Raw genomic sequence first — 26,047 nt, forward strand, 5'->3', positions numbered from 1 at the left:
TTTCTGTCTTTAAAGTTGATCCCCCGGTGGCCTCTCGATAAGGTCCAAACAATTACCACTCTATTCCTGGGGGATTCATGAAGTTTGTCGTTGGCCTTCTAGTGTCTGTATTTGCTGTTTCAGCTCACACTCAAGTTCTTGGCAAAATCAAAGGTGCCGGTGAAATGACGGCGAAGTACTTCCGTTTGGATGGTTCTGCGGATGTTCGCAATGTGAAGTGCACGGTCGCTTTGAATCTGGATCAAACGGCTGACGTGGTTGAGCTTGGTTTTTCTTTCTATGAGTGTGAACAGCTGGGTGGTTGGAATGATCTGCCAGTGTCCTTGAAAATTGATGGCAACAAGCTGGTAAACTCTAAAGGCATCGAGCAGGGGCGTATCTATGCGGACGGCACGTTGGAGTTCACAAGTCTTTCCCGTTCCAAGGTGACTTATCACGATGAAAAGTACGATGGCTTCTGCCGCTTGTATTCCATGGATAAAAAGACCCTGAATCTGGACACCGTGATCAAGTACACGTTTGTGAAAACAGCGACAGGTTACCAGATGAACCGCGAGGTTTCTGAAGACCGTCTGGCTTATAAATCCCGTCGTGATTATCCACGATGTCCTGCGGTTGTGATCCCAACGGCGGTTAAAATGACCTCCAGTCTCAATGCGGGTCTAAAGTAATATATCAGTTCGGGATTCTTTTCGTTTTTGAGGGGCTTGCATAGTCCCTCAATACTTTCCCCCTAACCTGATCCCATCAAACGCACTTGTTCGTGCGGGGGGATCTTATGATGTCCAAACGGATGTACGCGGGAATCTGGGGATTGTTTCTGGCTCTGATGCTGAGCTCTTGTAAGACACCGGTGTCTTTCGCCGAAGAATTCAGTTCCAAAACCTCTGAAGAAACCACCACAACAGACGATTCCACCAGCGATGGCAGTTCTGATGATTCCACCGACGATTCGGAAACGGTACCGGACTCTGAGGTCGTGGGTGAAGTCTGTGAACAACTGGATTCCGACTCTCACAACGCCTCTCAGGGCGATATCATGCAGGATCCATTCTTAAATATGTCTTTTGCTTCCGGCAAGGGGCTTGTTTTGCCCCAGGGCCCTTGTGTAAAGCGCACGGTGAAAGAGGACTCGGATGTCCGCCGCGAGATTCTGTATGAATATTCCTGCCGTGAAGTCAAAGGTACGGTGAATTTGATCAGCACGCGGGAAGAAGAAAACGGGGCGGTGGTTTCTGTTGTTGATACGGATGTCGATGTCTATGGGAAGACGGGTTCGATTCGAAACATTCAGTCCACTCACACGCACATGCGTCTTACCAGCGGAGCGATTCAGATTGATCGCGAGTTTGAGGAAACTTCGACCGTGGAAGGTGTTCAGCATCAGGTCACAGGGGTTTCTTTCTATGACTTTATTCCGGATGAAGATTCTGCCAAAGGGGCGGGCTTTGTTCAGATCAGCGGAAACGTCAGTCACCTCAGGGGTGGCGTGACCCAGAACGTGTACAGCGTGTCTTCCGATGGTTTGCATCGCGCGGTCTGCGGGTTTGATGACGGGGTGGTGACGATGAGATCCTCGGAAAAGATCACCACCGTGACTTACTCTGGCTGTGGCAAGCCTGCGATCACTCAGGCCAATGCAGAAGTGGTTGAAGGACTTTAGACTCTGATGATTGCTTGTGATGAGCCCCAGAGTTCAGGCAAAAAAAAGCGGCGAACTTTAATTCGCCGCTTTGAGTTGCAAAAAAGAACCAGGAACCTTTTGGGTTACTCGGCTTCTTCCAGATATGTGTAACCGGAAAGACCTTCTTCGTAGTGCTTGATCAGAAGCTTGGCTTCTTGTTTGGTGATCGAGCCCTTCTGGATGGATTCCTCTGTCGCCTGACGAACGCTGTCGACCATTTCAGAACGGCCGTACTGAACGTAAGACAGAACCTCAGTCACCGTGTCGCCCGGAACGTAGTGGTCAATGGTGTAACCCACGCCATTCAAAGAGATGTGAACTGCATCAGTATCCCCGAACAAGTTATGCAAATCGCCCAGGATCTCTTGGTAGGCACCGGTCAGGAACACACCCAGATAGTACTGCTGGCCCTCAGTGAACTGATGCAAGCGGATGGTTTCTTTCGGTTCACCAGAAGCGGTGTCGATGAACTTTTCGATCACACCGTCAGAGTCACAAGTCAGATCCGCCAAAGTCGCTTCACGTTTAGGCTCTTCGCCCAGACGGTGAATTGGGATCACTGGGAACAACTGACCCACCGCCCATGAATCCGGCACAGACTGGAACACAGAGAAGTTGGAGAAGTAAGTGTCGCACAGTTCTTTGCCCAAAGCCGCCACGATGTCTTCACAATCCGGAGTCGCGCGCGCCAGTTTGATCATCTTGGTCGCGATCGCAAAGTACATGGATTCACACCATGCACGCTGTTCAAGGCTCAAGACGCCGTAAGTGAACAATTGCAGAGTTTCTTGTTTGGCCTGTTCCAGGTCATTGAAGCACTCGTTGATATTGTCTTTGTTCACCTTTTCAAAGATGTACTGCATGTCCTGCATGATGGAATGATCCGTTTTCGTCGCTGGACGAGGCGGCTCGTGGCGGTGAAGATCGTTCACGCCCATCACGTTGAACACCAAAACCGAGTGGTGAGCCACCAGGAAGCGGCCGGACTCCGTCACGATGTTTGGATGTGGAATGCCTTTTTCATCACACAGAGTCTGAAGCACAGACACGATGTCGTTGGCGTATTCCTGCTCAGAATAGTTCACAGAGCTGTCAGAGTGGCCGGAACCGTCATAGTCAACGCCCAAGCCGCCGCCCACGTCGATGTACTTCAGGCCTGCGCCCATTTTGTACAGCTCAGTGTAGAAGCGCGCGCCCTCTTTCAAAGAGGACTTGATGGACTGGATCTGCGGAACCTGAGAGCCAATGTGGTAGTGCAGAAGTTCCAGGCAATCCAACATGCCTTCGTTTTTCAGGAACTCAACGCCTTCCACGATTTCAGTGGAAGTCAGACCGAACTTGGAGCGGGCACCAGAGGAATCAACCCACTTGCCGGCACCTTGAGTGTTCAGCTTCGCGCGGAAGCCGATTTTTGGACGGGCGTTAAACTTTTTCGCCACATCCACGATCATTTTCAATTCTTCTTTACGATCCACCACGATGATGGTGTTGCGGCCCAGTTTCTGGGACAGGATCGCAGTTTCGATGTATTCCCAGTCTTTGAAACCGTTGCAGATGATAAGTGCATCTGGAGTGTTCATCAAAGCCAGAACGACCAGAAGCTCAGGCTTGGAACCCGCTTCAAGACCCATGGAGTAGTCTTTGCCGTATTTCACCAGTTCCTGAACCAGGTGACGCTGTTGGTTCACCTTGATCGGGTAAACGCCCCGGTACTGGCCTTTGTAGCCATGATCAGCAAATGCTTTTTGGAAGCAGCCGTTCAAAAGCTCCACGCGGGATTTAATAATTTCCGGAAAACGAATCATGATGGGAACGCGGATACCGCGGTCCAAAAGATCTTGGGTCAGCTCATGCAGATCCACTGTCGGACCTGTAGCGCCCATCGGAGTGACAGCAACATTGCCTGCGCTGTTAATTCTGAAATAACCGTTGCCCCAGTTATTAATCCCATAAAGCTCAGCACTTTTTTCAGGACTCCAAGTCATCTCTCGCTCTCCTCGGGGGACCGATGAAAAGGGCCCAATTGACTGCGTTGTCAGGGGACCTCTTTCGCTCCGACGTGCTTGGAGCACGCCTGCGCTTCAGAGGGACCCTTCCGCCTTGCACTTGGACCTTTTTGATCGGTCTTGTTTTGCGTGAATCCCGCTTCGTATATTTGGGATTCGGTTGTTTACTTTACGATCAAGTTCAAAATTTTGCCGGCTTTGTAAATCACCTTGTCGGGATTCTTGTCGCCAAGCACAGCTGCCACCTGTTGAACGGCTTTCGCCGCGGCCACAGCTTCCTGTTCGGAGGCTGCCACGCCAATTTCGATCGTGCCGCGCATTTTTCCATTCACTTGCACGCCGATTGTCACAGTGTCATCAGCGCACAGGGTGTTATCATATTTTGGCCATGGAGCCAAAGCGCAAAGTCCCTCTCCGTTCATTTTTTCCCACAATTCTTCAGCCAAATGCGGGGCAAACGGAGCCAGAATCTGTACCAGCGGTTTTACGGCCAAAACAGAGCGGCATTCTGCACGGTAAAGCTCGTTCACCAGGATCATCATGGCGCTGATCGCAGTGTTAAAGCTCATGGACTCGATGTCTTCTGTGACTTTTTTAATCGTTTTGTGAACTAATTTCTCAATCTCCGGAGTCAAAGCCTCGGAAGTTGCCACCAGCTGACCGTCGTCGTTCACCACAAGGCGGGTGATACGATCCAGGAAGCGTTTCACGCCATCGATACCAGTCGGAGCCCAAGGTTTGTCCTTGTCCACCGGACCCATGAAGCTGATAAAGGTTCTCAAAGCATCGGCACCGTGGGAACGAGCAATGTCTTCCGGAGAAATCACGTTTCCACGGGATTTCGACATTTTCTCGCCATCCGGGCCCAGGATCATCCCCTGGTGCGCCAGTTTCTGGAACGGTTCATCGTGGGTCACAAGACCGCAGTCAAAAAGAACCTTTGTCCAGAAGCGGGCATAGAGCAAGTGACCGACCGTGTGTTCAGGGCCGCCGACGTACAGGTCGACCGGCATCCAGTACTTTTCAGCCTCGGGGCTGAATGGAGCTTCGGTGTTTTTCGGGTCAATGTAACGCAGGAAGTACCAGGAAGAACCCGCCGCACCCGGCATGGTGTCCGTCTCACGACGGCCTTCTTTGTCGCCGTCCATGTACTTCACCCAGTCCGCGTTGCGCGCCAGCGGTGCTTCGCCGGTGTCAGCCGGTTCGTAGTCAGCCACTTCCGGCAAAATCACCGGAAGCTCATTTACTGGAACCCCTTTGGAGCCATCAGCAAAGTGAACAATCGGGAACGGCTCGCCCCAGTAGCGCTGACGGCTGAACAGCCAGTCACGCAGTTTGTACTGAACTTCGCGAACGCCCAGCTTGTTTTCTTCCAGATGCTTCAGCATTTTGGAGATGGCTTCAGTTTTATTCAAGCCGTCCAGGAATTCAGAGTTGATCATGATGCTGTCGCCTTCAAATGGCAGCATATCACTTTCAAGAACGGACTTGATCGGGATGTTGAACTTGGTTGCGAATTCAAAGTCGCGGGCATCGTGACCAGGAACGGCCATGATTGCACCCGTGCCGTAATCCATCAGCACATAGTCAGAAATCCAGATTTCAATCTTGTCGCCCGTGATCGGGTGAGTCGCGTGGGCACCAGTGAACACGCCTGTTTTTTCCGTGGAAGCTTTGCGGTCCACTTCGGATTTTTTCGCCGTGTCAGCGATATAATTTTCCACCGCCGTGTACTGAGGCTGGGAGGTGATTTTCTTAACCAGCGGATGTTCCGGAGCCATCACCATGAAAGTCACACCAAATAATGTATCAGGACGAGTGGTGAAGACTTCGAAGGTGTCTTTTTCGCCGTGAACCTTGAAGGTGATGCGCGCACCTTCGGATTTGCCAATCCAGTTGCGCTGACCTTCTTTGGTTCTTTCCGGCCAGTCCAATTTGTCCAGATCATTCAAAAGACGTTCAGCATAGTCCGTGATTTTCAGCATCCACTGTTTCATCGGAACGCGGATCACCGGGTGACCGCCACGCTCGGATTTACCATCGACCACTTCGTCGTTGGCCAAAACAGTTTTCAATGCCGGGCACCAGTTGACTGGAACTTCCTTCTGGTAAGCCAGGCCACGCTCATAAAGTTTCAGGAAGATGAACTGAGTCCACTTGTAGTAATCAGGCTCACAAGTAGAGATCTCGCGGCTCCAGTCAAAGCTGAAACCAAACGTCTGCAAGGTTTTGCGGAAGCTGTCGATGGCTTTCTTCGTGGTGATTGCAGGGTGAACACCAGTCTGAATAGCATATTGTTCCGCCGGCAAACCGAAAGCGTCATAACCCATCGGATGAAGAACGTTGAATCCGTTCACACGCTTGTAGCGGGAGATAATATCGCCCGGAGTGTAAGAGGCCATGTGCCCCACATGCAGACCGGAAGCCGAAGGGTAAGGGAACATATCCAGGGCATAATATTTCGGCTTGGAACTGGTTGTCTCAGCTTGAAACGCTTTCGCATCAGCCCATTTTTTCTGCCACTTTGCTTCGTACTCGGTGAAGTTCAAACTCATAAAAACATCCTTCAAAATTCAAAGAAAACACCATCACCATAATTAGCGAAAATCCCCTGACAATTCAACGAATAAGACCCCCTTAGCGCTCACAGCAGGCCCCTCATCAAAACACAGAAAATGTAAGAAAACTCTCCCCGCCCAAAGTCCAAACACCAATCGAACTAACGCGTGCATCATGTTGTCGCAAGATGCCCCAAAACCTCGCGCTCGGGCGGACCAACAAGATCTGTCTGAGGGGGAAGGGGTGGGGGCTGATCTCCGCCGCAAGTTCCGCAGGTCCGGGGGAATTGCGGAACGCAAGGAGCCCGGACGAGCCAAAGGGCCTGTAAATGGGGAAAAACCCCACCGAGCGAGGACTGTCCGAAGCGCCGGAGATCAGCCTCCAGTCCTTCTCCCGGCGGGGCAGGATTAAAGTTTGGTAGTCTGGTCTTATGATTAGAAAATTGTCTAAATAATTCCCGGAATTAACCGATGAGTAGGGCAGAAGTTACACTGGTATGTAAGATGAGTTTTGAAGTAAGCCCTAAACAACCCAAAAGTCGCCGTATTCTAGTAATCGACGACGATAAAGACAGCCTGGAGATTCTCCTGGAGCCGTTGCGCTGGGAGGGCTACGACGCGCGTGGTGTGACCACGGAAGCCGAAGCCCACAAGCTCATCGAATCCTGGATTCCTCACATTGTCATTTTAGACTGGATGGCGCCTTCCATGGCGGGCTTGCGCGTATTGAAGTCGGTGCGTGAGCGTCTGTCTCATGTTTCCTGTGTGTTTGTTTCTGAAAATTCCAGCACTGAAGCGATCATTGAAGCTCTGGATTCCGGGGCGGATGACTATATCGTAAAGCCTTTTGTGCCGTTGGAGCTTCTGGCACGCATTCGTTCGCAACTGCGTATCCGTGACCTGCACGAGCAGCTGCTTTTCGCCAATGAAAAACTCAAAGAGCTTGTAGACACCGATGACCTGACGGGTCTGTATAACATGCGTTCGCTGTATCAACGCCTGGACTTCGAGATGGAGCGCGGTCGTCGTTTCCATCGTGATGTCTGTGTCGTGATGATGGATATGGACTATTTCAAAACCGTGAATGACGGTCATGACCACTTGTTCGGAAGCTATGTGCTGTCGGAGGTGGGGAAAATCATTCGCGCCAATACCCGTAATATCGACATCCCGGCCCGTTACGGCGGGGATGAATTCCTGATGGTGTTGACAGAGACCAACCACGCCGGGGCGATGTATTTCTGTGAACGCTTGCGTGAAAATATTGAAAAGACCACGTTCCGCAATGGTGAGGACTCCATGAAGCTGACGGCTTCATTGGGCTTTGCTATCACCATTCCGGGGGAAAATATCAGCGCCCGTGAACTGGTTCGCCGCGCCGACCATGCCCTGTATCAGGCCAAGAGGGCGGGACGCAATCAAGTGGCTCATTACAAGCCCGAAAGTGCGCCTGTGGTGGAAATCAAATCCGCTGTTCATAAGCGTCGTAAAGCGGCCGGCTAATTATTCGTTGACCTGCCTCGCTCTATCTAAGAAAACGCTCCTATATGCAAAATGCTGTGTCTTCTTCTGACAAGATCCGTAATCGTGCCGCCTGGGTTTCCGCCATCGCCAGTGTTCTGATATTTGCGATGAAGGTTTTTGCCTATCGTCTGACGGGCTCGACGGCGGTTTTATCAGACGCCCTCGAGAGTATTGTGAATGTGATAGCAGCTATCGTGGCGCTGTTTGTGATTCGTTTTGCCTCGCAGCCTGCGGACGAAAATCACCCTTATGGCCATGGCAAGGCCGAATATTTTTCTTCTGCTTTTGAAGGTGGGATGATCTTCTTTGCTGCGATCATGATTATCGGCGAAGCGGTCAAGGCGTTGATCTATCACGAGCCGACCCAGCAGCTTGAGACGGGTTTGCTGATTGTCGGGGGAGCTGCGCTGGTGAACCTGGCTTTGGGTTTGTACCTCAAGCGCGTGGGCAGGACTCATCAGTCGGATGCACTCAAAGCCAGCGGGGCTCATGTCCTTTCTGACGTGCTGACCACAGTCGGCGTGATGGTGGGACTGGGGCTGGTGCTTTTGACGGGAATTCAGTGGCTGGATCCGGTCATCGCTGTGCTGGTGGGTTTGCAACTGGCTTATGCCGGATTCAAGATTGTTCGCGGGTCTTTGGGGGGGCTTATGGATCAGCAGGATCCAGCCTCGCTGGAACAGCTGGCGGAGGCGATGGAGAAAAACCGCGTTCCTGGAGTGATTAACATTCACCATTTACGGGTGATCCGTTCTGGGCGCTTCCACCACGTGGATGCGCACATGGTGGTGCCGGAATATTGGGATGTTTCTCAGGTTCATGCCATGACCGGTGATTTTGAGGCGGCGGTGGTAAAGGATTATGAGTTTGACGGGGAGCTGGTGTTTCACCTGGATCCTTGTAAAAAATCCTACTGTGACAGCTGCCAGGTTCCCCAGTGCCCGATTCGTTTGCAGCCGTTCCGGCAGAAGCCTGACTTCTCTGTGAAAAGCTTGACCGATGACCCGGCTCCGACTAATCAAGGGACCCATGACAGATCAGGCTCTTCGCAGACAAATTAACATCACCAAAGACCTTCCCAACCAGAACGCCTACACCCTGGCGTTGAATGGCGAATATGCACACGTGGCTTTCGATGAACTGCGTGCGCCGCTGAACAAGGGCAAGTGGCGTTCGGACGTCTTCAAAGCCGATGCGGCCATGCCGCTGGATGTGGAAGTGGGCACTGGCAATGGGACTTATTTTGCTCATCACGCAAAGACCCATTCCGACCGTCTGTTGGTGGGTCTGGAGCTGAAATACAAACCTCTGATTCAATCCATCCGTCGCGCCGTGAACGCGGGCTGCAAAAATGCGGCGATCACGCGTTTCCATGCCTTCAATATTGATCATCTTTTCGCTGAGGGTGAAATCGACAACGTCTACATCCATTTCCCGGATCCATGGACGTCTCCGAAAAAGCCTAAAAACCGCTTCGTGTGCAAAGAGAATCTGGAGTTGTTGTTCCGTCTGCAAAAGCCAGGTTCTTTCATCAATTTCAAAACTGATTCTTTGGTGTACTTCCTGTGGGCGATGGATGAAATCCGTCAGTCCCCGTACAAGATCATTTTTGAAACTCAGGATCTGCACAATTCGGACATGAAAGATCAGAACTTCGAAACGGCTTTTGAGAAAATCTTCCTGCGTGAAGGAATCAAAATCAATTTCGTCAGACTTCAGAAGATCTAAGGTTCTAGGTCCAGCGTTAAAAGGCAAAATTCAAAATTAGTCCCGCACTCGGGATACAATGGGCCCATAGAAGGAGAATTCTATGGGTTTTTTATTAAAGGCTACTATGACACTCCTTACTTTGACTCTGTCGCTGGGTTTTGAGCAGGCGGAGGCCGCTATCACGCGTGAAACTGATTTTGTGACTCCGGCAGAGCCGATGACTGTTTTACGCAGTTCAGTGGTGCCTTGTTATGGCCGAAATCAGGCCGGGGTGGGGCGAAGAACGAATATGTCCTATGTGGAAGGGGAGCGCTGTTCAGTTCCGCAGCCAGCAGAGGCCCGTCGACTGGATCGCCCCGACCACGAGGTGGATGATCCGGGCCGGGACTTCAGACCTCGTGCGCTTTAATATCACCAGTATGTCGCGTCGATTGTGATGTCGCCCTGAACCCGGGTTTGGCAACTGATGCGAACCTCCGAAGAAAGCCCGTTTTTTTCGCGCAGGAAATTTTCCGTGTCGTTTTCAGCAGATAGATTCTGTTTTCCATCCACAATGATAATTTTGCACTTTGCGCAAACGCCATCTCCGTCGCAGCTGGAGGCCACAGGAAGGCCTGCTTCCAGCAACGCCGTCATCAGTACGGTGCCGGCAGGAACTTCAATGGCAGGCATGTTCTTTTTAAAGGAAATCAACGGCATAGCCCATTGTAGCTGACGCAGTCCAAAACGTGCAAAGAAGTAATGAAAACGGGGCTATTTGTGGTAGCCTTGATCCGTTATTGTCCCGACCAATTGTGAGGTAATCTATGACTCAGGATCAAAAAGTTGAAAACGTCATCATCATCGGTTCCGGCCCTGCAGGCCTGACTTCCGCTATCTATTCTTCCCGCGCCAATCTGGAGCCTTTGATGATCGAAGGTGAAGAGGCCGGCGGTCAGCTGATGACCACGACCGAAGTTGAAAACTTCCCGGGCTTTGACCACGGGATCACGGGTCCTGACCTGATCACGGTCATGAGAAAACAGGCTGAAAGATTCGGCACGCGTTTTATCACTCGTAACGTGACGAAAGTGGATTTTTCCCAGCGTCCGTTCAAAGTGTGGATCGGTGACAAACTTCACCTGGCAAAATCCATCATCATCTCTACCGGCGCCAGCGCGAAGTATCTGGGCCTGCCTTCTGAAAAAGTTTACGCCAACCGCGGTGTTTCCGCGTGTGCAACGTGTGATGGTGCCTTCTTCCGCAATCAGGAAATCGGCGTTGTTGGCGGTGGTGACACGGCGATGGAAGAAGCTCAGTTCCTGACTCGTTTTGCGACCAAAGTGTATCTGATCCACAGACGTGACCATTTCCGTGCTTCCAAGATCATGGTGGACCGTGCTTTGAAGAACCCAAAAATCGAAGTGCTTTACAACACTGAGGTGATCGAGGTTCTGGGGGACGGCAAGGGTATGACCGGCGCAAAAATCAAAGGCACTCTTGATGGCGCTGTCAAAGAACTTCCGATCACAGGTCTATTCCTGGCCATTGGCCATAAGCCGAACACCGACCTTTTTAAAGGTGTTTTGGATATGAATGAGACAGGCTATTTGATCACCCAGCCCAACACCACGTATACTAACATTCCAGGTGTCTTTGCGGCGGGAGACGTGCAAGATCACGTATATCGTCAGGCGATCACGGCAGCCGGTACAGGTTGTATGGCGGCGATCGATGCTGAAAGATGGCTGGAAGCCCAGGAAGCTCACTAAGGAAGATATGAAGGACAAAAGAATCAACACCAAGGATTTGATCGAAAAGATCGAGAAAATGACCAAGGCCCGCATTGCTTCTCAGGAAGTGGTGCCTTTGGATCAGTTCCGTGAAGCCAAGAAAAAGCTGGATCCAAAGATCATTCTGGTGATCGAGGATGACGAAACCATGCGCCTGGCGATGAAAAGAATCCTTGAGAGTGAAGGTTACGTGACGAAGCTTGCGGCCGATGGCACCGAGCTTTCCACAGTGCTGGATGATCACTCGGTGGATCTGATTCTGATGGACGTTGGATTGCCTTGGATCAACGGTTTTGAATTGGCGCAGTTGCTGAAAGAACACCGCGATCTGAAGAAAATCCCATTGGTGTTCGTGTCCGGCAAAGCTTCTGAAGAAGACATGAAAAAGGCCTTCGAGATCGGCGCGGATGACTACATCAAAAAGCCATTCGACGTTGAAAAGCTGAAAAAAACCGTGGAAACGCTTTTGAAGCTGAATCCGTAACCGGAACGAAAATAGCTTAAAAAATTGGGACCCCTCAGTGAGTGATTGCTGAGGGTTTTTTTATTACAGACCAAAGTTCTGTCTCAATTCGGGAACACAGGCCGTTTCCATACTTTCCCAATACTTCTTGCAGAAAATAGTGAACGTGGCCCCCTTTTTAACGATAGAATTAAAGGACTCATGGCACGTAAACACGTCATCATCTTACTTGTTGTAATCACAGCGGTTGTGGCGCTTTCCTGGTTCCTAAAAAAGGATCAGGAGCCGACTCTGGCTGAATCCCTGAAAGAGGCCGCCGATGTTGTTGCCTCTTCTGAAGACCGTCTAAGCGAAGAGGACATTGTTTTGCAATCCCCGAGCGCACAGATGCAGGTGACCGAGATACCTTCGCATGGCCAGAACCAGGCGGAAGAATCCCGCCGTTTGCTGGAGCCGAAAAGAAAGCAGACTGTTTTACCCAAACCGGATGATCGTCGTCTGGCGCAGTCCTCAGTTCTGTCCGGCAGTTCCTGGAAAGTGTGGGAGGGTGTGACCGCTTATCCGCAGTCCGCCGGCAAACGCAGTGCTTATCTGGCTGAAATTAACGGCTACTATCTGGTCGAAGAAGAAGGCTTCCGTGGCGATGACCGTCACTTTTCGGCGTCGCAGCCCTTGGCAGTTTATAACGAACGCAAAGGGATTGCCGGAGTTGTGACGGGCACGATTCAGATCACGTTGAATGAAGGTGTGAATATCGATTCCCTGATTCAGGAATATGACCTGAAAGTGGTGGGTGCGATGCCGGAGGCGAATTTGTACTTTGTGACCTCCGCACAGGACACTTTTAATTTGTCCTCTTTGAAAGAACGTTTAAGCAGCGAACCTGGCGTCAGTCAGACCCAGCTGGAGATTTTGAGCAGGAAGTATGAAAAGTTTTAGTCCCAAAGCCAAAATGCTGGCGGGCCTTGCAGTGATAGCCACTATCACGGGGACTTTATTTACCAACTGTGCGAAGAACAGTTTCACCGCCGTTGGTGAAGAGCTGGTGGGCACCGGGGCGGATCCGCTGTTGGGTTATGCCTGGCATATCAATAACACCGGACAAAAGGTTTTCGCCACCGATGCCGGAACCGCGGGTGTTGATCTGAATCTGTTGCAGTCGTGGACCGGGGGACTGACCGGAAGTGGAATCAAGATTGTGATTTCCGATGACGGGGTTCAGGATGCCCATCCGGATTTGAAGGACAACTTCCTTTATGGGGTGTCCAAGAACTATCATACTTCAGGTACGAACAATGCTCCTCCGAACTCTGCGGATGACAATCACGGGACTGCGGTTGCGGGTCTGGCGGCGGCTGTCGGGGATAACGGTGTGGGCAGCAAGGGTGTTGCTTACAAAGCCAAACTGCTGGCCTATAACTTCCTGTCTACAGGAGTTTCGCAAACCTTCAGCCGAATGGCCGAGCAGCTGAGCGGTGGGTATGATGTTTACAACATGAGCTGGGGGAACTCGCAGAACTATCTGCCGGATCCTGTGGCCGCCTGGGAAACAGCTTTGCTGAACGGGGTGCTCAATGGTCGCAGTGGCAAAGGCTCCATTTATGTAAAGTCTGCCGGTAATGACTTCCTGGTGGAATGCAAAGGCTCCACCGACACCTACTGCATCGGCAACTCCAATTTGGACCCGGACAACAGCACGCCTTACACAATTCTGGTGACGGCATTAAATTCCACCGGTGACGCGGCTTCGTATTCGTCTGTGGGTTCGAATGTCTGGATTTCGTCCTTTGGGGGAGAGTCCGGCGATGATTCTCCGGCGATGGTGACCACCGATCGCACCGGTTGTACGGCGGGCTATGCTCAGACCAGCATTTCCGGCAAAGTGGAGTTCGAACGAGGCAACAACGGAAACAGCAATTGCAATTACACGACGACATTTAACGGGACTTCTTCGGCGGCTCCGGTTCTGACCGGGGCGATTGCGCTTCTGCTGGAAGCCAATCCGAATCTCAACTGGCGTGATGTGAAATACATTCTGGCGAAGACGGCGGTGCAGGTTCGTCCTAACTCGGGGGCCATCAGTAACCATCCACTTAGAAATTATCCAGGGAATTCGTCCAAGAACGTGATTCTGCCGACAGGGGCGGTCTGGGAAAATGCCTGGGTGACCAACAGTGCCGGATTCAAATTCCACAACTGGTATGGCTTTGGTCGTGTGGATGTGGATGCGGCGGTGGCGATGGCAAAAAACTACACTTCGACGTTTACGGCCGGTCTTTCTGGTACAAGTTGGATTGAGAACACAACAAGGGTGGCCATTCCTGATTACAGTGCGACGGGTGTCAGCAACACCGTGACAGTGACAGACAATCTGCGCATCGAAGGGGTTCGTATCCGGTTGAAAGTGGATCATGACCGCGTGGGGGATCTGGGTGTGGAACTGACGTCTCCGTCAGGCACCAAGAGCATGATTTTGAATATGCGAAATTCGTTGTTGGGTCAGGTGGACTATGACAACGAAGTCTTCCTGAGCAATGCTTTCTTCCAGGAGCGCTCCAATGGCACCTGGACAATCAAAGTCATTGATGGTGGTTCAACCTTCAATGGGGATCTGGTCAGCTGGGGGCTGCAGATCATCGGAACACCTTAGTCCGCAATAAACATCGATGATATACAGCGGGTTTCAAGGTTTCCGCTGTAATAGGACGTTGAACCCACACGGGAGAATGTCTTTGTGGTGCTGTCATAGCTGAATTTCTCGATATTGTAGGGAACATTCCCCGTCGTGAAATTCGTGGTCACGGCACCGCCCGTGGCGACATACAGATGGCCCTCCACTTCGTCATAGACCATCGCCGAAGCTCCATAGATCACACCGGGAACCTCATAGGCATTCACCGGATCAGAGATCGTGTTGGCGGTTTCATCCACATCGTAAGTGTAAATTGAATTCAGCATGGAACCTGTGATTCCCGCATAGGCCACAGCAATGCGTCCGGCATCAGGCATATACACTGAAGCTGTCGGATAAGCTGTCAGGGCCGGGCCGGATTGCGCCGCCAGGCACCCGCTGGTTCCATTCCATCCTGTCAGTCCATTCATGATGCCGATGCGGTTGTTCGCACTGGAAGCATTCTGCGAGTGAGTATAGATGATGTTGTAACCGGCGGCATTGGAAGATGTCGGATAGGTCGCAAGGGAAGTGATGTTGGTGATCGAGGCACTGCAGGCACCACCAGGAGCCTGCACCCAGGCATTGGTGCCTGAGCCGGATTCTCGGGATTTTCCGGTGTCGAGTTTTTCAATCGCTGTCGTGCGGCTGATCAAAAGGCCATCCACCACAGAAATCAAGTAGCGAGCGGCGGATTGCAACGCGCCAATAGGGGCCGTCGCGGAAGTGTTGTTATAGAAAGTCTGTCGTTCACCGGACAGCTCTTTTTTGATCAGCTCGATACGGCGCTGGCCGGTGTGCTCCAGCAACGCCAGCAGATGTTCTTCGTCGTGATTGACGATACTGACAGGAGTTGTGCCCGGGGCATCAAGACCCGTCGTAAAGTCGGCTATGCGGCCTTCATATTGGGCGGTCTCAAGCCCGATGCGGAAAATCACGTTGGAAGAAGTGGTGGCACTGTAGGTGGTGTTGCCGGTGCCCGAGTAACAGGCGCCGCTGGCGATGTACAGGTAGCGGGGCTTGGAAGCCTCCTCGAGTTCTTTCTGGCAACCTGATAGCAGGACTAGTGCAGAACCCATTGCAACAACGTACTTCAATGTACTCATAAAGACTCCTAAGTGGATTTCTCAATATTAGATATCGGGTGTGTGTTAAGGAGTCTTGACTTAAATGTGAGAAAACTGGCCTCGATAAGCATTAAGAGGCGTTAACACAAGCATTCTTTTGCAACACTTGTAAGATGATCAAGGAACAAACAATCGTCTTTGTAATCTATGAGGTGAAAGTCGGGGAACTGCCGGCGTCGATAGAGGAAAAGAACTAACCAGCGCTTCGGCGAACCTGATCCTGATAAGCTACGTAAGCCTTCAGCAAAGCATCCAGACGCAAAGTCATGGAGACGTCCTGTTCGATGAACATCAGACGACGTGGGTCCGTCAGATCCCCCACGATTTTCGCGCGGAAGAGCAGGCGGGCTTTGGATGGATCCGGTTCAAAGGGATTCACAATGATCAGATCAAAGGGTTTGTTCAGGAAGTCCTTCGGGATTTCATCTTCAAGCATGGTTCCGCTTAAAGAGATGTCCTTGGAATAAGTGCGGAACGAACGCACCTTGGAAACCAGCACCACTTCGATTTTAAAGTTGTGACGGGGATCGCGACGACGATCCGAACCTTTGGGCTCGGGTTTGGCCTGGGCCAGCGGCGTTTCCGCGGGTTCGTCGCCCTTCTTTTTCGGTTTTGGCATGTCGGATTTGTCTTTGCGGATCTTGGCCAGATCCAGATCGTCTCCGTTGAAGTCTTTCTGATGATAACCGCCCACTTCACGCTGCTTCAGTGGGATGTCTCCGACAACCACCTGCGTGTACGGACTGTCCGCGCCGCCATTGGTGGCCGGAGCATTCTTGGTCGCAGTCAAAGTGTTTTCAGTTACATCCGGAAGAGTCGGCATGCCGCCGGGTTTTGGGGGCTGAACGATGACGAAATAGTTTTGGTCGGACTCCAGGAAGTCCTTGATGGACAGCCAGCTTTCCCAGCCTGGTGTCCATAGGAAAAACTTGGAGTGAGCATCCTCGGGAATGGAGAGGATAGACACTTGAGCTTGAACCACAGACATTGGCTTCGTCTGCGTCTTGGCCTCAGCATCATAGATGATCCAAATTTTCCCTTGGGTCTTCATTCCACTCCTCAAACTAATTCCTATGGAAGTTATCGGAGTTTTTTGGTTAATCCTTTACACCGCTCCCACGAAAGAGACCAAAGTCCAGCGTCTCAAAAGGTGCCTGGTTGTTTTTTCTGGCGAAGGCGCGTTAGGCACTCACCGTGATTCTTTTCACCAGTCCGTGCAGGTCCTGATAATGCTCTAATACGGCCAACGGCTCATACTTTTCCAGGATTGGGGTGGCCGTGTATCCAAAGCCAATCGCGATAGAGCCGACTCCGGCTCTTTGCGCAGAAACCATGTCGGGGATGCCATCGCCGATCATCAGGGTGTTTCCAGGCAGACGGCCCGCCAGTTTCATCATGGTTCTTAAAGGAAGGGGGCTGGGTTTTCTTTCTTCCAGAGTGTCGGCTCCGAAAACGTTCACCCATGGGTACTTGTCCAGCCCCAAGTGTTTCAAAATGACTTTGGCTGGCAGCTCGTTTTTGTTGGTGATAATCCCCATCGGCCCCTGATAGCGAGACAGGAAGTCCTCAACTCCGGGATAGATCCGGGTCTTTTGCAGCATCTCTTCTTCGTAGGTGTTCAGGAACTCCATTTCCAAAGCGATGATGTCGGCGGGTTCCAGTTTGTCGACTTTAAATAAATCGGCGATAAGCTTTTTAATGCCCTCGCCGATATGAGCGATGATCAGTTCATCGCTCAGAGTGGGTTTTGAATGATTCGCCAAAGTGCGATTGACGGCCACGATAATATCCGGGGCTGAGTCAATCAAAGTGCCATCAAGGTCAAAGACAAGAAGTGGATTCATAGGCCACTATCTTGCCGTTTCTGACGTTATTCGACAATCTCAAAGTCCACGCGGCGATCCCGCGCCATTTGGGACGAAGTGCCCAGGGTGTCGCGGGCGACGGCCCCTTTGCCGACGGTTTCCAGTTTGTCTTCAGGCACTCCGCGAGAAACCAGATAGTCGCGCACGCGTGTCGCTCGGGCTTCTGACAGGCGCAAGTTGCGATCAGCGTCCCCTTGCGGGTCGGTCAGGCCAGAGATGCGGATTTTCTCATAAGAATTGGCGGTGTTTTTCAGCTCGCTGGCGATTTCATTCAAAGCGCGGCGGCTGGAGGCATTGAGTTCTGAGCTTCCGACATTGAAACGAATATTCTGGGACAGGGTCGAGAATTTGCTGGATTTGCGCAGATCTCCTGCGGCTCCAGACAGGGCGGAGTCAGGTGCGCGACCACCACGTTGGCCGATGACGTTTTCATCTTCTTTTTTGGTTTTGCTGGAGCAGGCGCCCAGCGCAAGTACCAGAGTCAAGGATGCGGCAATTTTTAATGCTGAAGACACATTCATGGAAATACCTCCGTGTTAGAGAAACAGGTCTTTTAAGGCTAAGCGTGAGGTGAATGGGGGGCAAATTAACTTCCTGTTAACTTCGCAGGCGGGATGTGCGAAGATGGGGCATGCGTGAATCCGTGTTAAGCCACAAAGACAATTATATGCTTTCACTTCTTTCCGAAGAAAGTGATCTGAAAAAACGTTCCCGCCAGTTTGCTGATGAACTGAATTTGGGAAGAATCAGCATCAATGCAGCTGAAGCGAAGTTGATTCAGACTTTGGTGCGCACGCATGGCTGTCGCAAATTTGTCGAGATCGGAACACTGACGGGATTGTCGGCGCAGTACATCTTTGAAGCCCTGCCAGAGGGCGGGGAGCTGTGGACGCTGGAAAAAGACCCGAAGCATGGCGAATACTCAGCGCAGATTTTTGCACAATTGGATCAGTCCCAAAAGAAGATCCATCTGGTGATGGGTGATGCCCGCGAAGAGCTTGAAAAGATCGCGGCTCAAGGGCCTTTCGACGGCGTGTTCATCGACGGCAACAAAGCCGCCTATTTTGACTATCTGACCTGGGCTGAAAAGAACGTGCGTAAAGGCGGCCTGATTCTGGCCGACAATATCTTCCTGTCGGGTTCCGTGTGGGGTGAACCCGCCCAGAAGTTCTCGGACAAACAAATCCGCATCATGCAGGATTTCAACAAACGCCTGGCCGATCCAAGTCTATTTGAATCCGCCATCATCCCCACCTTCGAAGGCCTCTACATAGCCCTCAAAAAATAAAAGGTGCCTGGTGACTTTTTACACCTACGCCGCGTTATCTCATTCTGAGACAGCGGCTTGGCCCTGCCTTTGCTTTACTCCTTAGTTATCAGGTCCGCCTCGAATCACGAGGCTCCGGCCCGCGGAAGTGCCGTTTTTCAGTACTCACGCGTAAAGAAAAGGAGCAGTTATGAAAAAGCTTAGCGTTATTCTGGCGATCAGTTTGGGTTTGGCCGCTTGTGCGGAAAAAGATTCTGATTACGCAAGAAAGCACCGCAATAAGACCGCTGAGAAAGCTCAGGCGGAACAGACTGTCCCTGCCGCAAGATCCGCTCCGATCTGTGAAACTCCTGAAATCAACATTTGTGAAAAATCGGTCCTGCCAATCGTAGCGGACATCAAGAAAAACGGACTGCAGGCGGCACTCAAGGTGCTGAAGGCAGAGCTTTCTTTGCCTGAAGATTTTGACGGTTCAGAAGAAGCCTTCAAAAAAACCATCACCGACGATACGAAAAGAATCCAGGCTCAGCGTCGTTTGCTGGTTCTGGCCGACAAAGAGTACCGCACAATATACAACTATGATGAGGATGTGAAAGAGGCGACTGAAGTCGTCCACAAGCTGATGATGGATTTTGTAAAAAACGAAAAGCTTGATGAAGACGGCCGCATGGGTCTGGTGGGAGCCTTAAATACAACCGTGGTTCAGTCGGTGTCGCAAACTTTTGAGTTGTCCTATCAGGGGAAAGACATTGTGACCACCGATATGGCCGTGGCGTGCGGAAGCGACGGTCAGGGCGTCATGGCGCGCTCGCTGCGACCGGGCGGTGGCCCGCAAGGTGTGATCTTCATCTGTCCGGGTCAGCTGCTGCTGAATGCTGGAAAAACCAAAGTGGAAAGAATTGCAGGACTGGTGATGGCATTGGCGCATGAGATGACTCACCAGCTGGAGTTCCGCGGTTTTGAAATGGATAACCGCGTTCTGTCTTGCGTGAACGCTGATCTGGCGGACAAGTCTGCGAAATTCATTGAAAGCAAAAACAAAGAGACGCAGGCGGATATCATCGCCTTCCGTATTCTGAATAAATTCCTGGCGCAGGATAAAGAGTTGTCCGTGCAGACTGAGAAAGCCAAAGCGGCTTTGTCCTGGATGTGTCATCTGGATGATAAAGAGAGCGAAAGCGACAGTTCAACTCACCTGGACAGCAAGTCCCGTTTGAAAAATTTCTTCAAGCTGAAAGAGACCGAAGACCTTCTGGGTTGCAGCAAGGGTCCCCGCTGCTAAAAAGAAAGCCGCATGATCTGTGATGCAGAAATGCGGCTTTTTCTATTTGGAAGAGTAAGCTTCCACTTTCATTTCGATGGAGTAGTCCTTCGACGCTTCTTTCAGCGGAGCCAGGATCCAGTCCCATTCCCGGAGTTTGGTGAAGCCGTCAAAACTGACCGGATAAGATCCTTGATAGATCTTTTCACCTTGCGGATTGCGATAGGTGACCTCACGGTCTGTATAAATCAGCTTTTGTCCCGAGCACTGGCGCAGATTCTTCAGATGAATTTCCCCGAAGGCTGTGCAGATCTGGTCTTTCTCCGCCAAAGTCAGGTCTTTTTTCATGTACTTTTCCAAAGCTTCCATCGGCAGCAGGGCCAGCTGAGACAAAAGATTTCCGGAAACAATCAGATCGGCTTCAAAATGGAAAAGCTGTTTTGCCGAAAGATTCTGAATCAGCTGGTTCAGATCTTCCAGTGATTTTAGATTTTCCAGCTCATGCAAAGATCCACCCAGATCCTGCGTGACCAGTTTCAGGCGTGAATTGCGTTTGGCCGCCCAGTGATGCTTCAATGGATGGATGACATCCACCAGGGTGATGCTTTCAAAATTGTCCACCAGCAGGTGCAGCGGGATTTCATGCAAGTGGGCACTGCCCAGAACCACCACGGATTTCTTCTGAGGCAGGTCTTTTACAACTTGCAGGAACGTGTCCTGACAGTTTTTCAGATGCGGCAGCCAGATTTTTTTACAGCGCTCAAAGCGGTGTTTCAGTGAAATCGAATGATAGACGAATCCGTATTTTTTGGCGACGGAGGTGGCAGGAGTGAAAATCATTTCAATGGCTTCGCGGATCATGGCGGCACCATAACACCCCGGGATCGGCCTTGAAAAGCACTTTCAAGGCCTTATCCCAGAGGCAGAATGCGTTCGGCGCGGATATTGGTGATGGCCCCCACTTTTTCAACCTGGCCGTGGATTTCCAGCAGCGAACGGGTGTAAATCGTGGTGCGGTCCTTCTGATAGATTTCCGGGTGAATGACGATGTTCACAAAACCGAACTCGTCTTCCAGAGTGATAAAACACATTCCCTTGGCGGTGGGCGGACGCTGGGTGATAGCCACCAAGCCGGCAACCCGAACTTTGGTTTTTGTTTTCATGCGTTTCAGATCTTCCGAAGAAAAATAAGGCACGAAACGTTTTTCACGCAGAGCTTCGCTTTTGCTGTGCAGATAGGTTCTAAGCACCGACATCGGGTGGGATTCCACGGAGTATCCCTTGCTGTCGTACTCCCGGCGCAGGCGGTCCCAGTTGGATTCAAACGGCAGGTGTTCGGGTTCATCATCGTCCTCACCCAGCTCAAACTGTTCTTTCGGATGACCCCACAGGAAGCTTTGCTGATCAAGACTTAACGACTCCAGATTCCAGATCAGCTCCCGCACATTGCTGTTAAAGCTTTCGAAAGCCCCCGCGGCGGCAAGTTTTAAAAGCACACTGCGAGGAAGCTGCGTGCGACGGATAAAGTCCGCTAGGTCTATATACAGTCCTTCTTCTTTGCGGCTGTCTTCGATTCGACGGATCAATACTTCGGGAATACCATAGATTGATCTTAAGCCCACACGCAGCAGATCCCCGGCGGCCGTTTTTTCGATGGTGTAGTCATAATCAGATTTCTGCACATCCAGAGGTGCCACCACCACGCCGTTTCTTTGAGCCTCGGCGATGATCGTGCGGGGAGCATAAAAGCCCATGGGCTGACTGTTCAAAAGCCCGCAGGCAAACACATCCGGATAGTGGCACTTCAGATAGCAGCTGGCATAAGTCAACAGAGCAAAGCTGGCCGAGTGACTTTCGGGGAACCCGTAATTGGCAAAGCCTTCGATGGTTTTGAAGATTTGATCCGCGTATTCACTGGAAATCCCGTGGCGGGCAAACCCCGTGCGCAGGCGCTGCTCGATACCACCCATGGTCGCTTTGCGCTTCCAGGCCGAGGACATCACCCGGCGCAGTTCATCAGCCTCTCCCGGAGTGAAGTCCGCGACGGCCACCACCATCTTCATCACTTGCTCCTGAAAGATCGGAATTCCCATGGTTTTTTTCAGAATCGGTTCCAGGGCCGGGTGCGCATACTTGATTTCTTTGGGGGGATTCTGGCGCAGCTTCAAGAACGGATGCACCATGCCCCCTTGCAAAGGACCCGGACGGATCAGGGCGATCTCGATGACCAGATCATAAAAGTTCCTGGGTTGCATGCGCGGCAAAGTGTTCATCTGCGCGCGGGATTCAATCTGAAAGACGCCGACTGTTTCCGCGCGGCAGATCATGTCGTAAGTGGGTTTGTCATCGGCGGGCAAGGTGGCAAGGCTGTAGTCCCTGCCTTTCACATCACGTAAAAGATCAAAGCACTTGCGCAGGCAAGTCAGCATGCCCAGGCTTAAAACATCAATCTTCATCAGGCGCAGAAAGTCCACATCGTCTTTGTTCCACTGAATGACATAGCGGCCATTCATGGTGGCTTTTTCCACGGGAACCATTTCGGTGATAGGATCCTGAGTGATCAGAAAGCCGCCGGTGTGAATGCCGAGGTGGCGGGGGAATCCGTGCAGCTGCTGGGCCAGAGCCATGAACATCTTCCAAGGACCCGGCTCCATGCCAAAGTCCGCTGCCACCGCGGGATCCAGCAGGCGTTTCATCCCGTCACGGCCCATGAACTTGATCATGGCATTGATCTTGGCCAGGGGCATGCCAAACACCTTGGCGGTTTCGCGAATAGCCATGCGCGAGCGATACCGAATCACCGTGCACACCATGGCGGCATGGCGTTCGTTGTACTTTTCGTAGATGTGCTGAATCACTTCCTCGCGGCGGCTGTGCTCAAAGTCGATATCAATGTCCGGTGGTTCCCGCCGTTCGCGCGATAAAAAACGTTCAAACAGCAGATCCATTTTCACCGGATCAATGGCTGTCAATCCCAGGCAAAAACACACCACCGAATTGGCGGCGGAGCCACGGCCCTGATAAAGAATCTTTCTTTCCGAGGCAAAGTCACAGATTTCTTTCAAAGTCAGAAAGTAGTCTTCGTATTGAAGGTCCTTGATCAGCTCCAGCTCATGTTCAATCTGTTTTAAGGCTTTGTCAGGAATGCCCTCAGGGTAGCGGCTTTCGGCGCCCTTCAATGTGAGGTGGCGCATGTATTCGGTGGGAGTCATCCCGGAAGGCAAGCTGGATGCGGGATAGCGGTAACGGATCTCGTTTAATGAGAACGTCACACGTGCCGAGATCTCCACAGTTTTTTCCACAAGATCCAGCCGGTCCTGCCACAGCCAGGAGATATCTTCGAGGCTTTTTAGGCATCTTTCAGAATTCTGAATCAGTTTATTTTTGGCTTCGGCCAGTGTGGTGTGATGAAGGGTGCAAGTCAGGACATCAAACAGAGGCTTGCGTTCCGGGCTGTGCATGAACGGGCGCTGGGTGACAAAAAGTTGAGCCTTGTATTTTTCTTCCAGCGCAAAACCCTGCCGGCAGAATTCCTGGGATTCCCAGGTCAGATCCCGCCACAGAGGCAGATACAGACGGTTGTCAAAAATCTTTTCCAGCTTTTCATAGCGCTCGTCCGTCCAGGGCGGAAGGGCCAGACACAAAAGACCCTGATTGTATTTTTCAATCTGTTCCAGGCTGAGTTTGGAAAACCCCTTGGCGGCCTGGCGCTTTCCCAAAGTGAGGATTTCGCACAGATGCGAATAGCCCTGTTTGTTCATCGGAATCAGCACAACGGAACTTTCATCCGTCAAAGTCAGCTCCGATCCGATCAGATAATGAAAGTTCTCCTTCACTTGCGGCGAGGCGGTGAACAAAGAAGGCGACTGGATGGTCTGAAAACCACGAACCACGCCATACAATCCATTCAGATCACACAGGGCCATGCCGTCGTAACCGAACTCCACGGCCTGCGACACCATTTCTTCGGGGCTGGAAGCCCCTTGCAGAAATGAAAAGTTACTGCGCCCCAGAAGTTCGACGAATCCTTTGGCCCGCGGCCGGGGTTTGGCCGGCAGCCGCGAATTTTGGGAAGGAATTAAGGCTTTATTAGTCAAAGTACCCATGTAAGTAAACCTGTGAATTTATGCGATCTTTGAAAACCCACAGCAGTTGACCTTGATGAGAGAGCGCAAAGTAATAATCTCTGTTTTTTAAATCCTGAACTGAAATCTGCCACCAGGCCGATTCAATGCGTTCGCTGGGAAGGGAAGACACAAACCGAAGCTTCTGCACTTCACCCGCGCTCAGTGCCTGGGGTTTTTCCAGCAGCAGGGACGGGCGCGGGCTGGAAGCCAGGGCTTTTGCATAGACCGATTTGATCTGCAAAGCCTCGTCCTGTCTTTCCACCAGATCCTGGGGTTTGAAGTCCTCGGGCCAGTCCGTCACCAGGCGGAAACTTTGTTCGGGGAAATGGCTGGCCTCCATTTGCAGAAAGCCCATTTCGCACTGGGATTGTTTTGCAAAACTGATCAGACGGCGCCAGCGGTCCTCGGTGTTGTCCCGGGGCTCAAAGAAATCCAGCTGCTGGATTTTTTCCGGCACATCAAACAAAGTGATTTCAAATTCCCGGATCGGATTTTCCAGAACCTGCTGTTCTAGCTTTTTAAACAGCAGATCCTCGAACAATTCCTGATCGCGCGTCGGGCTGACGGGTTCAATGGAAAGATTGTAGCGTTTGTCTGAGTATTCACAGTGCAAGACCACATCCAGTCGCTGCGCATGACGGGCCAGGCCCTGCAGGCGCGCAAACAGAATGTCCAGATGAACCTTGAGCCGGTTCATCAGCAGGGGCGCGGAACCTAAGGGATCGTCCAGGTAGCCATAGCCCACAAGAGGGTCGCGAGGCACAAGAGGTGAAATGACCTGAGAGTCCTGAGAATGCAGACGATTCCAAAGTAAAACACCAAAATCCCCCCAGCGTTCACGCAGTGAATTCAGACGAAAATTCAAAACACCTTCCAGCCCATACACACCCAGGGTGTGGAAGAAGGCAATCATGTGCTCCACCGGCTTTTTCTGCGCCCACGGCGAAAGACCCTCAAGATCTTTCAGGGCATCCAGTCCCAGCCCTTTGAAGCTTTCCTGTTCCTTGCCGCGCAGACTGATATGCGACGGACGCCACTTTGCCAGCATCTGTGCGCCGGCGGGAGTGTCAGCAATGGCGGCGCTGGCATCCGGAGCAAACTTGGCAGCGATCTGCAGCGCTTTTTCCAGGCAGCCTATTTCGCCGCCCATCAAGTGCTGGGTCGAGCCAATGTCCACGAAGATATAGTGCGGGAAGCGGTACTGAACCCGCGGGCTTAGCACCAAAAAGGCCTCAGCTGAGGAGCTTTCTTGCGGTGTTTTTAAATTGATGCATAAAGTTCGCATGAATCATACTCCCTGCCAGATTGAACGGCGTCGGACGGTGCAAGGCCCTTTGGATGGTGATAAAGTCGCGTTGAAAATGAATCATCAGACTGAACAGCGGATTTACAAACTTGCTGGCCTTCTGATTCACAAAAACCAGAGCCACCTTGTGCAGACGGCACAGTCGTTTCAATTTTTGCAGCTGATGGTTTTTCAAAAACATTTCTTTCAGATTGCAGCCGATCACTTCAAACAACGAACTTGTGATCAGCTCCTGCAACAGCCAGAAAAGCTGTTCATTTTCCTTGGGCTCTTTGACCACCAGCAGTTTCTTCAGATTTATTTTGTAGCTGCTTAAATGAGCGGGGAAAAGCTGAGCATCCCCGTTGATCCACGCCGCCCACTTGTTCTGTGAATGCACGTTTTGAACGATGCGAATCCACAAGGACGTGGCGCCGGTGCCGGGAGCCCCCTGCAGCAGACTGAGGTCGCCTTGCGGGACTCCTTTCCACAGCAGAAAGTCATCCAGGACATTCACGCCGGTGGGAAGGCCCGGCGGGGGTTGCAGCTGCTCGGCAGAGACAAAAGGGATGTTAGCCAGTTCGGGAAGGGCGAGGGTGCTCATTTGAAGCTCTCCATTTACACATAAATTACTATGTAAATTATGTGTAAGTAAAGAGGCTATTTGCAAATATGGACTAAAGTTTGTGTTTCTAAAAAGATTAGTTAAATCAAATATTTAAGTTAT

23 protein-coding genes are annotated in these 26,047 nt (G+C 51.5%); 12 read left to right on the forward strand and 11 right to left on the reverse strand.

The features are described 5' to 3' along the window. Positions 1-77: 77 nt before the first annotated feature. Together BD_RS01665 and BD_RS01670 are read left to right on the forward strand one after the other, a co-directional pair. Complete coding sequence (locus tag BD_RS01665) at positions 78-671, forward strand: hypothetical protein (RefSeq protein WP_011162953.1); 594 nt, start codon at positions 78-80, stop codon at positions 669-671. A gap of 107 nt (positions 672-778) precedes the next feature. Continuing rightward, on the forward strand, positions 779-1,663 hold the full coding sequence (locus BD_RS01670; RefSeq protein ID WP_011162954.1) for a hypothetical protein: 885 nt from the start codon (positions 779-781) through the stop codon (positions 1,661-1,663). Positions 1,664-1,767: 104 nt separating this feature from the next. Here the strand turns inward: BD_RS01670 and speA are convergent, their stop codons facing one another. Next, positions 1,768-3,669 (reverse strand): biosynthetic arginine decarboxylase, encoded by a 1,902-nt coding sequence (gene speA / locus BD_RS01675; RefSeq protein WP_038450681.1) that lies wholly within the window; start codon positions 3,667-3,669, stop codon positions 1,768-1,770. A gap of 185 nt (positions 3,670-3,854) precedes the next feature. Continuing rightward, a complete protein-coding gene (leuS, locus tag BD_RS01680; RefSeq protein WP_011162956.1) occupies positions 3,855-6,245 on the reverse strand; it encodes a leucine--tRNA ligase in 2,391 nt (796 codons plus the stop codon). 507 nt (positions 6,246-6,752) lie between these two features. On the opposite strand from leuS, the gene BD_RS01685 reads away from it, so the two are divergent. The 4 genes from BD_RS01685 (at position 6,753) to BD_RS17935 (ending at position 9,891) form a co-directional block, all read left to right on the forward strand. Beyond that, a complete protein-coding gene (locus BD_RS01685) occupies positions 6,753-7,751 on the forward strand; it encodes a GGDEF domain-containing response regulator (protein ID WP_038450684.1) in 999 nt (332 codons plus the stop codon). Positions 7,752-7,795: 44 nt separating this feature from the next. Then, a complete protein-coding gene (locus tag BD_RS01690; protein WP_011162958.1) occupies positions 7,796-8,833 on the forward strand; it encodes a cation diffusion facilitator family transporter in 1,038 nt (345 codons plus the stop codon). After that, positions 8,802-9,500 (forward strand): tRNA (guanosine(46)-N7)-methyltransferase TrmB, encoded by a 699-nt coding sequence (gene trmB / locus BD_RS01695; protein ID WP_231839246.1) that lies wholly within the window; start codon positions 8,802-8,804, stop codon positions 9,498-9,500. The genes BD_RS01690 and trmB overlap by 32 nt, the downstream gene beginning before the upstream one ends. An 82-nt stretch (positions 9,501-9,582) precedes the next feature. After that, a complete protein-coding gene (locus BD_RS17935; RefSeq protein ID WP_011162960.1) occupies positions 9,583-9,891 on the forward strand; it encodes a hypothetical protein in 309 nt (102 codons plus the stop codon). Positions 9,892-9,893: 2 nt separating this feature from the next. On the opposite strand, the gene BD_RS01705 is transcribed toward BD_RS17935, so the two are convergent. Next, the gene (locus tag BD_RS01705) at positions 9,894-10,181 is read right to left on the reverse strand and encodes a 2Fe-2S iron-sulfur cluster-binding protein (protein WP_011162961.1); all 288 of its coding nucleotides are present in this window, start codon (positions 10,179-10,181) and stop codon (positions 9,894-9,896) included. Positions 10,182-10,288: 107 nt separating this feature from the next. Here BD_RS01705 and trxB point away from each other — a divergent pair, with 107 nt between their 5' ends. The 4 genes from trxB to BD_RS01725 all read left to right on the forward strand — a co-directional run bounded on the left by trxB (position 10,289) and on the right by BD_RS01725 (position 14,367). After that, the gene (gene trxB / locus BD_RS01710) at positions 10,289-11,233 is read left to right on the forward strand and encodes a thioredoxin-disulfide reductase (protein WP_011162962.1); all 945 of its coding nucleotides are present in this window, start codon (positions 10,289-10,291) and stop codon (positions 11,231-11,233) included. 7 nt (positions 11,234-11,240) lie between these two features. Continuing rightward, positions 11,241-11,738 (forward strand): response regulator, encoded by a 498-nt coding sequence (locus BD_RS01715; RefSeq protein ID WP_011162963.1) that lies wholly within the window; start codon positions 11,241-11,243, stop codon positions 11,736-11,738. A 180-nt stretch (positions 11,739-11,918) separates the two neighbouring features. Next, positions 11,919-12,656, forward strand: a complete 738-nt coding sequence (locus BD_RS01720) for a hypothetical protein (protein ID WP_011162964.1) — start codon at positions 11,919-11,921, stop codon at positions 12,654-12,656. Further along, positions 12,643-14,367: a S8 family peptidase gene (locus tag BD_RS01725; protein ID WP_226987901.1), complete on the forward strand. Its 1,725-nt coding sequence runs from the start codon at positions 12,643-12,645 to the stop codon at positions 14,365-14,367. The genes BD_RS01720 and BD_RS01725 overlap by 14 nt, the downstream gene beginning before the upstream one ends. Here BD_RS01725 and BD_RS01730 read toward each other — a convergent pair. The 4 genes from BD_RS01730 to BD_RS01745 all read right to left on the reverse strand — a co-directional run bounded on the left by BD_RS01730 (position 14,364) and on the right by BD_RS01745 (position 17,901). Then, a complete protein-coding gene (locus tag BD_RS01730; protein ID WP_011162966.1) occupies positions 14,364-15,494 on the reverse strand; it encodes a hypothetical protein in 1,131 nt (376 codons plus the stop codon). The genes BD_RS01725 and BD_RS01730 overlap by 4 nt on opposite strands. Before the next feature lie 214 nt (positions 15,495-15,708). Then, positions 15,709-16,566 (reverse strand): PilZ domain-containing protein, encoded by an 858-nt coding sequence (locus BD_RS01735; RefSeq protein ID WP_038450693.1) that lies wholly within the window; start codon positions 16,564-16,566, stop codon positions 15,709-15,711. 130 nt (positions 16,567-16,696) lie between these two features. Further along, positions 16,697-17,359: an HAD family hydrolase gene (locus tag BD_RS01740; protein ID WP_011162968.1), complete on the reverse strand. Its 663-nt coding sequence runs from the start codon at positions 17,357-17,359 to the stop codon at positions 16,697-16,699. A gap of 26 nt (positions 17,360-17,385) precedes the next feature. After that, positions 17,386-17,901: an OmpA family protein gene (locus tag BD_RS01745; RefSeq protein ID WP_011162969.1), complete on the reverse strand. Its 516-nt coding sequence runs from the start codon at positions 17,899-17,901 to the stop codon at positions 17,386-17,388. 110 nt (positions 17,902-18,011) lie between these two features. Here BD_RS01745 and BD_RS01750 point away from each other — a divergent pair, with 110 nt between their 5' ends. Both BD_RS01750 and BD_RS01755 read left to right on the forward strand, forming a co-directional pair. Next, complete coding sequence (locus BD_RS01750) at positions 18,012-18,668, forward strand: O-methyltransferase (protein ID WP_038450698.1); 657 nt, start codon at positions 18,012-18,014, stop codon at positions 18,666-18,668. Positions 18,669-18,837: 169 nt separating this feature from the next. Beyond that, positions 18,838-19,929, forward strand: coding sequence for a hypothetical protein (locus tag BD_RS01755; protein WP_011162971.1), 1,092 nt, complete (start codon positions 18,838-18,840; stop codon positions 19,927-19,929). Between the two features lie 42 nt (positions 19,930-19,971). Here BD_RS01755 and BD_RS01760 read toward each other — a convergent pair whose 3' ends face one another. Genes BD_RS01760 through BD_RS01775 form a run of 4 tightly spaced genes read right to left on the reverse strand, consistent with a single transcriptional unit; the run spans position 19,972 to position 25,924 of the window. After that, on the reverse strand, positions 19,972-20,769 hold the full coding sequence (locus tag BD_RS01760; RefSeq protein ID WP_011162972.1) for a hypothetical protein: 798 nt from the start codon (positions 20,767-20,769) through the stop codon (positions 19,972-19,974). A gap of 50 nt (positions 20,770-20,819) precedes the next feature. Continuing rightward, positions 20,820-24,014 (reverse strand): DNA polymerase III subunit alpha, encoded by a 3,195-nt coding sequence (locus BD_RS01765; protein ID WP_231839247.1) that lies wholly within the window; start codon positions 24,012-24,014, stop codon positions 20,820-20,822. Continuing rightward, complete coding sequence (locus BD_RS01770; protein WP_226987903.1) at positions 23,998-25,320, reverse strand: DNA polymerase Y subunit UmuC family protein; 1,323 nt, start codon at positions 25,318-25,320, stop codon at positions 23,998-24,000. Before BD_RS01770 ends, BD_RS01765 begins: the two co-directional genes overlap by 17 nt. Continuing rightward, positions 25,268-25,924, reverse strand: a complete 657-nt coding sequence (locus BD_RS01775) for a RecA family protein (protein ID WP_144313897.1) — start codon at positions 25,922-25,924, stop codon at positions 25,268-25,270. The genes BD_RS01770 and BD_RS01775 overlap by 53 nt, the downstream gene beginning before the upstream one ends. Positions 25,925-26,047 lie beyond the last annotated feature (123 nt).

Source organism: Bdellovibrio bacteriovorus HD100 (assembly GCF_000196175.1).
Lineage (GTDB): Bacteria > Bdellovibrionota > Bdellovibrionia > Bdellovibrionales > Bdellovibrionaceae > Bdellovibrio > Bdellovibrio bacteriovorus.

What these genes read in the sequence shown, in the direction of transcription:
- speA (WP_038450681.1), bottom strand. Translation starts at nt 3,669, where the DNA reads ATGACTTGGAGTCCTGAAAAAAGTGCTGAGCTTTATGGGATTAATAAC.
- BD_RS01735 (WP_038450693.1), bottom strand. Translation starts at nt 16,566, where the DNA reads ATGAAGACCCAAGGGAAAATTTGGATCATCTATGATGCTGAGGCCAAG.
- BD_RS01770 (WP_226987903.1), bottom strand. Translation starts at nt 25,320, where the DNA reads ATGCGAACTTTATGCATCAATTTAAAAACACCGCAAGAAAGCTCCTCA.
- BD_RS01775 (WP_144313897.1), bottom strand. Translation starts at nt 25,924, where the DNA reads ATGAGCACCCTCGCCCTTCCCGAACTGGCTAACATCCCTTTTGTCTCT.
- BD_RS01670 (WP_011162954.1), top strand. Translation starts at nt 779, where the DNA reads ATGATGTCCAAACGGATGTACGCGGGAATCTGGGGATTGTTTCTGGCT.
- BD_RS01740 (WP_011162968.1), bottom strand. Translation starts at nt 17,359, where the DNA reads ATGAATCCACTTCTTGTCTTTGACCTTGATGGCACTTTGATTGACTCA.
- BD_RS01665 (WP_011162953.1), top strand. Translation starts at nt 78, where the DNA reads ATGAAGTTTGTCGTTGGCCTTCTAGTGTCTGTATTTGCTGTTTCAGCT.
- BD_RS01720 (WP_011162964.1), top strand. Translation starts at nt 11,919, where the DNA reads ATGGCACGTAAACACGTCATCATCTTACTTGTTGTAATCACAGCGGTT.
- trmB (WP_231839246.1), top strand. Translation starts at nt 8,802, where the DNA reads ATGACAGATCAGGCTCTTCGCAGACAAATTAACATCACCAAAGACCTT.
- BD_RS01745 (WP_011162969.1), bottom strand. Translation starts at nt 17,901, where the DNA reads ATGAATGTGTCTTCAGCATTAAAAATTGCCGCATCCTTGACTCTGGTA.
- BD_RS01715 (WP_011162963.1), top strand. Translation starts at nt 11,241, where the DNA reads ATGAAGGACAAAAGAATCAACACCAAGGATTTGATCGAAAAGATCGAG.
- BD_RS01685 (WP_038450684.1), top strand. Translation starts at nt 6,753, where the DNA reads ATGAGTTTTGAAGTAAGCCCTAAACAACCCAAAAGTCGCCGTATTCTA.
- BD_RS01760 (WP_011162972.1), bottom strand. Translation starts at nt 20,769, where the DNA reads ATGATCCGCGAAGCCATTGAAATGATTTTCACTCCTGCCACCTCCGTC.
- BD_RS01725 (WP_226987901.1), top strand. Translation starts at nt 12,643, where the DNA reads ATGAAAAGTTTTAGTCCCAAAGCCAAAATGCTGGCGGGCCTTGCAGTG.
- BD_RS01690 (WP_011162958.1), top strand. Translation starts at nt 7,796, where the DNA reads ATGCAAAATGCTGTGTCTTCTTCTGACAAGATCCGTAATCGTGCCGCC.
- trxB (WP_011162962.1), top strand. Translation starts at nt 10,289, where the DNA reads ATGACTCAGGATCAAAAAGTTGAAAACGTCATCATCATCGGTTCCGGC.
- BD_RS01765 (WP_231839247.1), bottom strand. Translation starts at nt 24,014, where the DNA reads ATGGGTACTTTGACTAATAAAGCCTTAATTCCTTCCCAAAATTCGCGG.
- leuS (WP_011162956.1), bottom strand. Translation starts at nt 6,245, where the DNA reads ATGAGTTTGAACTTCACCGAGTACGAAGCAAAGTGGCAGAAAAAATGG.
- BD_RS01730 (WP_011162966.1), bottom strand. Translation starts at nt 15,494, where the DNA reads ATGAGTACATTGAAGTACGTTGTTGCAATGGGTTCTGCACTAGTCCTG.
- BD_RS01755 (WP_011162971.1), top strand. Translation starts at nt 18,838, where the DNA reads ATGAAAAAGCTTAGCGTTATTCTGGCGATCAGTTTGGGTTTGGCCGCT.
- BD_RS17935 (WP_011162960.1), top strand. Translation starts at nt 9,583, where the DNA reads ATGGGTTTTTTATTAAAGGCTACTATGACACTCCTTACTTTGACTCTG.
- BD_RS01750 (WP_038450698.1), top strand. Translation starts at nt 18,012, where the DNA reads ATGCGTGAATCCGTGTTAAGCCACAAAGACAATTATATGCTTTCACTT.
- BD_RS01705 (WP_011162961.1), bottom strand. Translation starts at nt 10,181, where the DNA reads ATGCCGTTGATTTCCTTTAAAAAGAACATGCCTGCCATTGAAGTTCCT.